At 50.5% G+C, this 11449-nt stretch carries 9 protein-coding genes, 1 tRNA gene and 2 pseudogenes; 9 read left to right on the forward strand and 3 right to left on the reverse strand.

The genetic code is table 11. From position 1 onward, the window contains the following. Positions 1–16: 16 nt before the first annotated feature. The 3 genes and pseudogenes from ACUU1I_RS16765 to prfH all read left to right on the forward strand — a co-directional run. A complete protein-coding gene (locus ACUU1I_RS16765) occupies positions 17–469 on the forward strand; it encodes a GNAT family N-acetyltransferase (RefSeq protein WP_001059863.1) in 453 nt (150 codons plus the stop codon). A gap of 245 nt (positions 470–714) precedes the next feature. Next, a pseudogene (locus tag ACUU1I_RS16770) lies at positions 715–1759 on the forward strand (RNA ligase RtcB family protein). 76 nt (positions 1760–1835) lie between these two features. Then, positions 1836–2435, forward strand: a pseudogene (gene prfH / locus ACUU1I_RS16775) (peptide chain release factor H); the annotation flags it as partial. A gap of 56 nt (positions 2436–2491) precedes the next feature. Here prfH and pepD read toward each other — a convergent pair. Next, positions 2492–3949: a cytosol nonspecific dipeptidase gene (gene pepD / locus ACUU1I_RS16780; protein WP_001292992.1), complete on the reverse strand. Its 1458-nt coding sequence runs from the start codon at positions 3947–3949 to the stop codon at positions 2492–2494. A 261-nt stretch (positions 3950–4210) separates the two neighbouring features. On the opposite strand from pepD, the gene gpt reads away from it, so the two are divergent. The 3 genes from gpt (at position 4211) to crl (ending at position 6464) form a co-directional block, all read left to right on the forward strand. After that, the gene (gene gpt, locus ACUU1I_RS16785; protein ID WP_001291990.1) at positions 4211–4669 is read left to right on the forward strand and encodes a xanthine phosphoribosyltransferase; all 459 of its coding nucleotides are present in this window, start codon (positions 4211–4213) and stop codon (positions 4667–4669) included. Positions 4670–4760: 91 nt separating this feature from the next. Next, positions 4761–6005, forward strand: a complete 1245-nt coding sequence (gene frsA / locus ACUU1I_RS16790) for an esterase FrsA (RefSeq protein ID WP_000189560.1) — start codon at positions 4761–4763, stop codon at positions 6003–6005. A gap of 57 nt (positions 6006–6062) precedes the next feature. Continuing rightward, positions 6063–6464 carry a sigma factor-binding protein Crl gene (crl, locus tag ACUU1I_RS16795; RefSeq protein ID WP_000174677.1) on the forward strand — a complete coding sequence of 134 codons (402 nt, stop codon included), beginning with the start codon at positions 6063–6065 and terminating at the stop codon, positions 6462–6464. A gap of 38 nt (positions 6465–6502) precedes the next feature. Here the strand turns inward: crl and phoE are convergent, their stop codons facing one another. Then, complete coding sequence (gene phoE / locus ACUU1I_RS16800; protein WP_000749862.1) at positions 6503–7558, reverse strand: phosphoporin PhoE; 1056 nt, start codon at positions 7556–7558, stop codon at positions 6503–6505. Positions 7559–7845: 287 nt separating this feature from the next. On the opposite strand from phoE, the gene proB reads away from it, so the two are divergent. From proB to ACUU1I_RS16815, 3 genes are all read left to right on the forward strand, one after another. Beyond that, complete coding sequence (gene proB / locus ACUU1I_RS16805; RefSeq protein WP_001285280.1) at positions 7846–8949, forward strand: glutamate 5-kinase; 1104 nt, start codon at positions 7846–7848, stop codon at positions 8947–8949. 11 nt (positions 8950–8960) lie between these two features. Then, positions 8961–10214: a glutamate-5-semialdehyde dehydrogenase gene (gene proA / locus ACUU1I_RS16810; RefSeq protein ID WP_000893267.1), complete on the forward strand. Its 1254-nt coding sequence runs from the start codon at positions 8961–8963 to the stop codon at positions 10212–10214. A 114-nt stretch (positions 10215–10328) separates the two neighbouring features. Next, a tRNA-Thr gene (locus tag ACUU1I_RS16815) sits at positions 10329–10404 on the forward strand. Between the two features lie 14 nt (positions 10405–10418). Here ACUU1I_RS16815 and ACUU1I_RS16820 read toward each other — a convergent pair. Continuing rightward, positions 10419–11449 (reverse strand): integrase (locus ACUU1I_RS16820; RefSeq protein ID WP_040236323.1); only part of this gene is annotated, 1031 nt, incomplete at its 5' end.

Consider the following 11449-nt stretch of genomic DNA (forward strand, 5'->3'; position numbering starts at 1 on the left):
TTTTTGAATTTATATTATGAATAACATACAAATAAGAGATTATCAGCCTGGCGATTTTCAGCAACTATGCGCTATTTTCATTAGAGCGGTTACGATGACCGTCAGTCAGCATTATTCACCACAACAAATTGCCGCCTGGGCGCAGATTGACGAATCTCGCTGGAAGGAGAAACTCGCGAAATCACAAGTGCGGGTTGCAGTCATTAATGCAAAACTGGTCGGCTTTATTACCTGCGTTGAACACTATATCGATATGTTATTTGTTGACCCTGAATACACCCGCCGTGGGGTTGCCAGCGCTTTGTTAAAACCTTTTATTAAGTCTGAATCCGAACTTACGGTGGACGCAAGCATAACCGCAAAACCCTTTTTTGAACGTTATGTTTTTCAGACAGTTAAGCAGCAGCGCGTTGAATGCCGGGGAGCGTGGTTTATTAATTTTTATATGCGTTATAAACCGCAACATTAAATCCAGCTTGCAATGAAAATAACGCCCGCCTAGTATGTGCGCGTTTTCTTATTTCACAAACTGCAAGGAGGTAAATCATGACAAATCCTTTATCAATGACTCTTTGCAGACCTTTCCAGGATTAATTCTTTTTTTCTTGCCCTGGATTCGTCTGCCATTTCCTGATTTTTTAATTGTTACTCTCAATAATTCAAGTCGCAGCACATGCAACTTGAAGTATGACGAGTCTATTTACGGAATGGTATATGGGCAATTATATTCGTCCCTTATCCGATGCGGTATTTACCATCGCATCTGATGACCTGTGGATCGAGAGTTTAGCGATCCAACAATTACACACCACGGCAAATTTACCCAACATGCAGCGCGTAGTGGGGATGCCAGATTTACACCCCGGACGCGGCTACCCGATTGGCGCAGCGTTCTTCTCCGCAGGCCGTTTTTACCCAGCACTGGTCGGCAATGATATCGGCTGTGGCATGGCGCTATGGCAAACAGATATTCTCGCTCGCAAATACAACGCCGATAAGTTTGAAAAGCGATTATCAGCTTTGGATGACGTTGCTGAAGAAAGCTGGCTGGAGGAAAACCTGCCGTCAGCATTTGCACAGCATCCGTGGCGCAGCTCGCTTGGCTCTATCGGTGGTGGCAATCATTTCGCTGAACTGCAACAAGTTGATCAAATCATCAACGCTGAACTGTTTGCACTGGCAGGTCTGGATGCGCAGCATCTGCAACTGCTGGTTCATAGCGGCTCGAGGGAGCTAGGGCAGTCTATTTTACAGCGGCATATTGCCTCGTTTTCGCATCATGGTTTGCCTGAAGGCAGTGACGACGCGCTGGCGTTTGCGCGTTTTAATCGCCACCTGATCGCTTTGCGCATAATGCAACAGGTTAAGGCCACCGGAAGTCCGGTTCTGGATGTGGCGCATAACTTTGTTAGCGCGTGTCGAATCGGTGATCAACAAGGGGTCTTACATCGTAAAGGTGCCACGCCTGATGACTGTGGTCTGGTGGTTATTCCCGGTTCACGCGGTGATTACTCCAGGCTGGTTCAGGCCCGTCAGGAGTGAGGAAACATTGCATTCGCTGGCGCATGGGGCTGGGCGTAAATGGGGGCGCACCGAGTGTAAAGGGCGTCTGGCAGCGAAATACACAGCGACGCAACTCTCGCGTACTGAACTTGGCAGTCGGGTAATTTGTCGCGATAAACAACTCATCTTCGAAGAAGCGCCACAAGCCTATAAATCGGCTGAAAGTGTGGTGCAATGTCTGGGCAGGCCGGATTAATTATTCCTGTCGCGCGGCTGCGTCCGGTGCTAACGCTCAAAAACAGTGGAGGGAAAAAAGGATGATCTTGCTATAACTCTCCTCAGCGCAGGGGCCGGAAGAATGTTGTCTCGCAGTGAAAAAGGCGCTGGACAGGCTAATTAAAGAAGCTGCCCGACAAGACGTCGCGGTAACGGTGCTGGAAACAGAAACAGGCCGCTACTCTGACACGCTGCGTTCGGCGCTGATTTCTCTGGATGGCGACAACGCATGGGCGTTAAGCGAAAGCTGGTGTGGCACTATTCAGTGGATTTGCCCGAGCCCGTATCGCCCACATCACGGGCGTAAAAACTGGTTTCTGGGCATTGGGCGTTTTACCGCTGATGAGCAGGAGCAATCCGATGCGATCCGGTATGAGACGCTGCGTTCGTCGGGGCCGGGCGGTCAACATGTCAATAAAACCGACTCGGCGGTACGCGCCACGCATTTGGCATCCGGTATTAGCGTGAAGGTTCAGTCAGAGCGCAGCCAGCATGCTAACAAACGGCTGGCGCGATTGCTGATTGCCTGGAAGCTGGATCAGCAGCAATAGGAAAATAGCGCGGTGCTGAAATCACAGCGGCGAATGTTCCATCACCAGATTGAACGTGGCAACCCGCGACGAACGTTTACAGGGATGGCTTTTATCGAAGGATAATGAAGGATGAAACTGCCGGAAGGCGATTAAACGCCATCCGGCAGCAAATCAAATAATTACTTCGCCGGAATTTCTTTCAGCAGTTCAGTCAGCAGTGTCCAGTAATGACCTACGCTTTCGATGTGAACTTGCTCATCCGGAGAGTGTGGACCGGTGATAGTTGGCCCGATAGAAACCATGTCCATTTCCGGATACGGTTTTTTGAACAGACCACATTCCAGGCCCGCGTGGATAATCTGGATGTTCGGCGTCTTGTTGAACAGGCGCTGATAGGTTTCACGTACCAGATGCATCACCGGAGAATTAGCGTCCGGCTGCCAGCCAGGATATGCGCCTTTCGCTTCGGTTTTCGCGCCAGCCAGTTTACCCAGCGAATCCAGCATGCTCACCACGTAGTCTTTACCGCTGTCGATCAGTGAACGGATCAGGCAGTGAATTTCTACGTTATTGTCAGTCATGGTCACCACACCGACGTTCAGGGAGGTTTCGACCACACCTTTTGCCACGTCGGAATTGCGGATCACACCGTTCGGGGTGGCGTTCAGCAGACGAATAAAGGTATCGCGAGATTTCGCAATCAGGGCAGCTTTATCGTTCGCTACAGAGTCCAGCAACAAGGCCAGATTTTTCTCTTTCTCTGCCAGCTCGTTTTTCAGGATCTCCTGATAGGTATTCACCAGAGATTTCAGTGCGTCGACTTTATCAGCTGTGACAGCAATGGTCGCAAAGGCTTCACGCGGGATGGCGTTACGCAGTGTGCCGCCGTTGAAATCGATAAGGCGCAGGTCCAGTTCTTCTGCATGACCCGCCAGGAAGCGCACCAGCAGTTTGTTGGCATTACCCAGGCCAACGTGGATTTCACCGCCGGAGTGACCGCCTTTCAGACCTTTTAAGGTTAACTTGAAGGTTTCAAAACCAGCTGGAACCGCTTCACGATCTAAATGCAGGTTGGAGGTGAAGTCGATACCCCCCGCACAACCCATGTAGATTTCACCTTCTTCTTCGGAGTCGGTGTTAATCAGAATATCAGCCTGCAACCAGTTGCTCTGTAAGCCGAACGCACCGTCCATACCGGCTTCTTCGGTTATGGTCAGCAGCACTTCCAGCGGGCCGTGAACCACGTTTTCGTCAGCCAGAACCGCCAGTGCAGAGGCCATACCAATGCCGTTATCCGCACCCAGCGTGGTGCCGCGCGCTTTAACCCATTCGCCATCAATATAAGGCTGGATAGGATCTTTCGTGAAGTCATGCACGGTGTCGTTATTTTTCTGCGGCACCATATCGAGGTGGGCCTGTAAGACGACCGGTTTACGATTTTCCATACCTGCGGTAGCAGGTTTACGAATCAGGATATTACCTACCTGATCGCGTTCGACATGGAAACCTTTCTCTTTTGCCCAACCAACAATGTATTCAGCGAGTTGCTCTTCATGATAGGACGGGTGAGGAATAGAACAGATTTTGGCAAAAATATCCCACAGCGGCTGTGGAGATAATTGAGACAGTTCAGACACGTTAAGTCTCCTTGTCGATCACCCGCAAAACAGTATTGCAGGTCACAGGGTTAGCAGAAAATGTTGTCAACACAAGACAGGCTTGCGAGATATGTATTGAGAATACCACTTTATCCCGCGTCAGGGAGAGGCAGTGCGTAAAAAGACGCGGACTCATGTGAAATACTGGTTTTTAGTGCGCCAGATATCTATAATCTCGCGCAACCTATTTTCCCCTCGAACACTTTTTAAGCCGTAGATAAACAGGCTGGGACACTTCACATGAGCGAAAAATACATCGTCACCTGGGACATGTTGCAGATCCATGCACGTAAACTCGCAAGCCGACTGATGCCTTCTGAACAATGGAAAGGCATTATTGCCGTAAGCCGTGGCGGTCTGGTACCGGGGGCGTTACTGGCGCGTGAACTGGGTATTCGTCATGTCGATACCGTTTGTATTTCCAGCTACGATCACGACAACCAGCGCGAGCTTAAAGTGCTGAAACGCGCAGAAGGCGATGGCGAAGGCTTCATCGTTATTGATGACCTGGTGGATACCGGTGGTACTGCTGTTGCGATTCGTGAAATGTATCCAAAAGCGCACTTTGTCACCATCTTCGCAAAACCGGCTGGTCGTCCGCTGGTTGATGACTATGTTGTTGATATCCCGCAAGATACCTGGATCGAACAGCCGTGGGATATGGGCGTCGTATTCGTCCCGCCAATCTCCGGTCGCTAATCTTTTCAACGCCTGGCATTGCCGGGCGTTGTTCTTTTTAACTTCAGGCAGGTTACAATAGTTTCCAGTAAGTATTCTGGAGGCTGCATCCATGACACAGGCAAACCTGAGCGAAACCCTGTTCAAACCCCGCTTTAAACATCCTGAAACCTCGACGCTAGTCCGCCGCTTTAATCACGGCGCACAACCGCCTGTGCAGTCGGCTCTTGATGGTAAAACCATCCCTCACTGGTATCGCATGATTAACCGTCTGATGTGGATCTGGCGCGGTATTGACCCACGTGAAATCCTCGACGTCCAGGCACGTATTGTGATGAGCGATGCTGAACGTACCGACGATGATTTATACGATACCGTGATTGGCTACCGTGGTGGCAACTGGATTTATGAGTGGGCCACCCAGGCGATGGTGTGGCAACAAAAAGCCTGTACGGAAGAAGATCCGCAACTCAGTGGTCGACACTGGCTGCATGCGGCTACGTTGTACAACATTGCCGCCTATCCTCATCTGAAAGGAGATGACCTGGCCGAGCAAGCGCAGGCTTTATCAAACCGCGCCTATGAAGAGGCCGCCCAGCGTCTGCCGGGCACGATGCGGCAGATGGAGTTTACCGTACCCGGCGGTGCGCCCATCACCGGCTTTTTGCATATGCCGCAAGGCGATGGCCCGTTCCCGACAGTATTAATGTGTGGTGGTCTGGATGCGATGCAGACGGACTATTACAGCCTGTATGAACGTTATTTTGCGCCGCGCGGCATTGCGATGCTGACTATTGATATGCCGTCGGTGGGCTTTTCTTCAAAATGGAAGCTCACCCAGGACTCCAGCCTGTTGCATCAGCACGTCTTAAAGGCGCTGCCTAACGTACCGTGGGTGGATCACACTCGCGTCGCGGCCTTTGGTTTCCGTTTCGGCGCTAACGTTGCCGTGCGTCTGGCATACCTTGAATCGCCGCGTCTGAAAGCGGTTGCCTGTCTTGGTCCGGTAGTTCATACCCTGTTGAGTGATTTTAAGTGCCAGCAACAGGTGCCGGAAATGTATCTTGACGTTCTGGCGAGTCGTTTGGGGATGCATGATGCTTCCGACGAAGCGTTACGCGTGGAGCTGAATCGCTATTCATTAAAAGTGCAAGGATTGCTGGGGCGTCGCTGCCCAACGCCAATGTTATCAGGCTACTGGAAGAACGATCCGTTCAGCCCGGAAGAGGACTCACGCTTAATCACCTCATCATCTGCTGACGGTAAATTATTAGAGATCCCATTTAACCCGGTGTATCGGAATTTTGACAAAGGTCTTCAGGAAATCACCGGCTGGATCGAAAAACGCTTGTGTTAAAAATTTGCTAAATTTTGCCAATTTGGTAAAACAGTTGCATCACAACAGGAGATAGCAATGACGTTACCGAGTGGACACCCGAAGAGCAGATTGATCAAAAAATTTACCGCACTAGGCCCGTATATTCGTGAAGGTAAGTGCGAAGATAATCGATTCTTTTTCGATTGTCTGGCTGTATGCGTCAACGTGAAACCGGCACCGGAAGTGCGTGAATTCTGGGGCTGGTGGATGGAGCTGGAAGCGCAGGAATCCCGTTTTACCTACAGCTACCAGTTTGGTCTGTTCGATAAAGCAGGCGACTGGAAGAGTGTTCCGGTAAAAGATACTGAAGTGGTTGAACGACTGGAGCACACCCTGCGTGAGTTTCACGAGAAGCTGCGTGAACTGCTGACGACGCTGAATCTGAAGCTGGAACCGGCGGATGATTTTCGTGATGAACCGGTGAAGTTAACGGCGTGAGTGAAATGTGCCGGATGCATCACATCCGGCAATATTCATTAAAACTGATACGTCATCCCAACCGCGACAGTATCATCATTATTAATATTCAGCTTATTATCGCTATCCAGTTTGTTGATTTTATAATCAACAAACGCTGACATATTTTTGTTGAAATAATACGTAGCACCGACGTCGATATAATTGACCAGATCTTCATCACCGATGCCCTCAATATCTTTCCCTTTCGATAAGACATAACCCAGCGATGGACGCAGACCAAAGTCAAACTGGTATTGAGCGACCGCTTCAAAGTTCTGTGTCTTATTGGCAAAGCCGCCAGTTATTGGCGTCATTTTGCGTGTTTCAGAATAGAAAGTTGCCAGATAAATATTATTGGCATCGTATTTCAGACCTGTTGCCCATGCTTCTGCACGCTTGCCTGTGCCACGGCTTTGCAGGTTCTGCTCGTTGGTGCGATCTGAGTTGGTATAGGCCCCACTAATGGCGAAATCGCTGCCGCCAAAGTCATATGTCAATGACGTGCCGAAGCCATCGCCGTTTTGCTTTTTAACGTCGCGGTTTTCGTTTTTCCCTTGATATTGCAGGGTTAAGTTCAGGCCATCGATAACGCCGAAGAAGTCGGTGTTCCGATACGTCGCCAGACCGCTGGCGCGTTTGGTCATAAAGTTGTCGGTCTGCGCCGAGGAATCGCCACCAAATTCCGGGAACATATCGGTCCAGGCTTCCACGTCATACAACGCGCCCAGGTTACGACCATAATCGAAAGAACCCAAATCTTTATATTTCAACCCGGCAAAAGCGAGACGCGTTTTTTGCTGTGCAGTATCACTCTCCGCTTTATTTCCGGCAAACTCCGCTTCCCACCGACCATAACCAGTCAGTTGATCGTTAATTTGAGTTTCACCTTTAAAACCAAAACGGATATAACTCTGGTCGCCATCTTTACTGGCGTTATCACTCATATAATGCATGGCTTTAACTTTGCCATAGACATCCAGTTTATTACCGTCTTTATTATATATTTCTGCAGCCTGTACAGATGCAGATGCCACAATGCCCATCACCACTAATGCCAGAGTGCTCTTTTTCATTTTCATTCCTGATTTTAATTAACGCGCGAATATTCAGCGGGAGAGCCCCGTTGAAAACAGGAAAGTTTTTAACCTGAGATTGTTAAAGATATATTACAGATTAATGATATTCTAAAAATGTGGTAATTTATTAAATCTGTAATAAAAGCGTAAACAACTGCCGCTACGCTTGCTGATCCCGCGCAACAAAACGCCATGCTTTGCTCGCAGATGGTTGGCAACCGACGACAGTCCTGCTAAAACGTTCGTTTGATATCATTTTTCCTAAAATTGAATGGCAGAGAATCATGAGTGACAGCCAGACGCTGGTGGTAAAACTCGGCACCAGTGTGCTAACAGGCGGATCGCGCCGTCTGAACCGTGCCCATATCGTTGAACTTGTTCGCCAGTGCGCGCAGTTACATGCCGCCGGGCATCGGATTGTTATTGTGACGTCGGGCGCGATCGCCGCCGGACGTGAGCACCTGGGTTACCCGGAACTGCCAGCGACTATCGCCTCGAAACAACTGCTGGCGGCGGTAGGGCAGAGTCGACTGATTCAACTGTGGGAACAGCTGTTTTCGATTTATGGCATTCACGTCGGGCAAATGCTGCTGACCCGTGCTGATATGGAAGACCGTGAACGCTTCCTGAACGCCCGCGACACCCTGCGTGCGTTGCTCGATCACAATATCGTTCCGGTAATCAATGAGAACGATGCTGTCGCTACGGCAGAGATTAAGGTCGGCGATAACGATAACCTTTCTGCGCTGGCGGCGATTCTGGCGGGTGCCGATAAACTGTTGCTGCTGACCGATCAAAAAGGTTTGTATACCGCTGATCCGCGCAGCAATCCGCAGGCAGAACTGATTAAAGATGTTTACGGCATTGATGACGCACTGCGCGCGATTGCCGGTGACAGCGTTTCAGGCCTCGGAACTGGCGGCATGAGTACTAAATTGCAGGCCGCTGACGTGGCTTGCCGTGCGGGTATCGACACCATTATTGCCGCGGGCAGCAAGCCGGGCGTTATTGGTGATGTGATGGAAGGCATTTCCGTCGGTACGCTGTTCCATGCCCAGGCGACTCCGCTTGAAAACCGTAAACGCTGGATTTTCGGTGCGCCGCCGGCGGGTGAAATCACGGTAGATGAAGGGGCAACTGCCGCCATTCTGGAACGCGGCAGCTCCCTGTTGCCGAAAGGCATTAAAAGCGTGACTGGCAATTTCTCGCGTGGTGAAGTCATCCGCATTTGCAACCTCGAAGGTCGCGATATCGCCCACGGTGTCAGTCGTTACAACAGCGATGCATTACGCCGTATTGCCGGACACCACTCGCAAGAAATTGATGCAATACTGGGATATGAATACGGCCCGGTTGCCGTTCACCGTGATGACATGATTACCCGTTAAGGAGCTGGCCGATGCTGGAACAAATGGGCATTGCCGCGAAGCAAGCCTCGTATAAATTAGCGCAACTCTCCAGCCGCGAAAAAAATCGCGTGCTGGAAAAAATCGCCGATGAACTGGAAGCACAAAGCGAAATCATCCTCAACGCTAACGCCCAGGATGTTGCTGACGCGCGAGCCAATGGCCTTAGCGAAGCGATGCTTGACCGTCTGGCACTGACGCCCGCACGGCTGAAAGGCATTGCCGACGATGTACGTCAGGTGTGCAACCTCGCCGATCCGGTGGGGCAGGTAATCGATGGCGGCGTACTGGACAGCGGCCTGCGTCTTGAGCGTCGTCGCGTACCGCTGGGGGTTATTGGCGTGATTTATGAAGCGCGCCCGAACGTGACGGTTGATGTCGCTTCGCTGTGCCTGAAAACCGGTAATGCGGTGATCCTGCGTGGTGGTAAAGAAACCTGTCGCACTAACGCGGCAACGGTGGCGGTGATTCAGGACGCCCTGAAATCCTGTGGCTTACCGGCGGGTGCCGTGCAGGCGATTGATAATCCTGACCGTGCGCTGGTCAGTGAAATGCTGCGTATGGATAAATACATCGACATGCTGATCCCGCGTGGTGGCGCTGGTTTGCATAAACTGTGCCGTGAACAGTCGACAATCCCGGTGATCACAGGTGGTATAGGCGTATGCCATATTTACGTTGATGAAAGCGCAGAGATCGCTGAAGCATTAAAAGTGATCGTCAACGCGAAAACTCAGCGTCCGAGCACATGTAATACGGTTGAAACGTTGCTGGTGAATAAAAACATCGCCGATAGCTTCCTGCCCGCATTAAGCAAACAAATGGCGGAAAGCGGCGTGACATTACACGCAGATGCAGCTGCGCTGACACAGTTGCAGGCAGGCCCTGCGAAGGTGGTGGCGGTTAAAGCCGAAGAGTATGACGATGAGTTTCTGTCATTAGATTTGAACGTCAAAATCGTCAGCGATCTTGACGATGCCATCGCCCATATTCGTGAACACGGCACACAACACTCCGATGCGATCCTGACCCGCGATATGCGCAACGCCCAGCGTTTTGTTAACGAAGTGGATTCGTCCGCTGTTTACGTTAACGCCTCTACGCGTTTTACCGACGGCGGCCAGTTTGGTCTGGGTGCGGAAGTGGCGGTAAGCACACAAAAACTCCACGCGCGTGGCCCAATGGGGCTGGAAGCACTGACCACTTACAAGTGGATCGGCATTGGTGATTACACCATTCGTGCGTAAATAAAACCGGGTGATGCAAAAGTAGCCATTTGATTCACAAGGCCATTGACGCATCGCCCGGTTAGTTTTAACCTTGTCCACCGTGATTCACGTTCGTGAACATGTCCTTTCAGGGCCGATATAGCTCAGTTGGTAGAGCAGCGCATTCGTAATGCGAAGGTCGTAGGTTCGACTCCTATTATCGGCACCATTTAAATCAATAAGTTACCTCGCATTTAAGTAAACCACGTTCTCCTCTTGTGCCGTATTTGTGCCATTGCGACTTATAATCGCATCGATTTTGCTTGCGTGCTCGGTGAGATGCCCGGCTGAAAGGTGGGCGTATCTTTGAACCATTTCGAGAGTTTCCCATCCTCCCATCTCTTTAAGTGCAAGAAGAGAGACACCGGACTGAACCAGCCAGCTTGCCCAGGTATGCCTCAGATCATGGAAGCGGAAGTTGCTAATGCCTGCCCGCTTTAACGCTCCCTTCCATGCCTTGTTGCTGTCGGTTCTCATCTTCCTTACCGCTGCTGTTTTTGTTCCGTCGCTTCGGTAGGCAGGTTTGGTGTGGACAAATACCCATCTCTTATGGAGCCCCTGCTGTTTTCTTAATATCTGGCATGCGGTTTCGTTAAGAGGAACTCCGATCGCATTGCCAGCTTTTGTTTCATCAGGGTGCATCCATGCCATTTTCTTATCCAGATCGACCTGTGACCACTCAAGGTCTGTAACGTTGGAACGGCGAAGGCCTGTCGTGATTGCAAACATGACCACAGGGAAGAAGTGAGGAGCAATTTCTGCAAACAGGCGCTTCGATTCCTCCTCTGTAAGCCATCTGATGCGTCCATTCTTAACGCGTGGTGTTGATATTTTGGGTGCCCTGTCAAGCCATCCCCATTCAACAGCCATATTGAGAATGGCGCGAAGTATTGCCAGATGCCTCGTCTTCGTTCCTTTGCTTGCAAGCTTTGGTTTATACTCCGGCACCGGATTGCCAAGTCGCAAACACCTGTCCCGGCTCATCTCCCAGTTCAGGCGATGGCGGCGGTTTTCCATCCCGTCTACCGCCTCCATTATTTTTTCTGTTGTTATGTCAGAGAGAATGGCTTCTCTGAAGTGCAACATCCAGAACGATATAATGCTCTTGTCATCATCAATGGACTTCTTATCCGATTTCTCACGCAGCCACCGTATGCAGGCTTCCTTGAATAGCTTTTTCGGTGATTCCCCGAGATTTTTTACTCTCCACGCTT

It is taken from the genome of Shigella sp. SIG3 (genome assembly GCF_053555855.1).

What these genes read in the sequence shown, in the direction of transcription:
- ACUU1I_RS16765 (WP_001059863.1), top strand. Translation starts at nt 17, where the DNA reads ATGAATAACATACAAATAAGAGATTATCAGCCTGGCGATTTTCAGCAA.
- gpt (WP_001291990.1), top strand. Translation starts at nt 4,211, where the DNA reads ATGAGCGAAAAATACATCGTCACCTGGGACATGTTGCAGATCCATGCA.
- frsA (WP_000189560.1), top strand. Translation starts at nt 4,761, where the DNA reads ATGACACAGGCAAACCTGAGCGAAACCCTGTTCAAACCCCGCTTTAAA.
- crl (WP_000174677.1), top strand. Translation starts at nt 6,063, where the DNA reads ATGACGTTACCGAGTGGACACCCGAAGAGCAGATTGATCAAAAAATTT.
- phoE (WP_000749862.1), bottom strand. Translation starts at nt 7,558, where the DNA reads ATGAAAAAGAGCACTCTGGCATTAGTGGTGATGGGCATTGTGGCATCT.
- proB (WP_001285280.1), top strand. Translation starts at nt 7,846, where the DNA reads ATGAGTGACAGCCAGACGCTGGTGGTAAAACTCGGCACCAGTGTGCTA.
- proA (WP_000893267.1), top strand. Translation starts at nt 8,961, where the DNA reads ATGCTGGAACAAATGGGCATTGCCGCGAAGCAAGCCTCGTATAAATTA.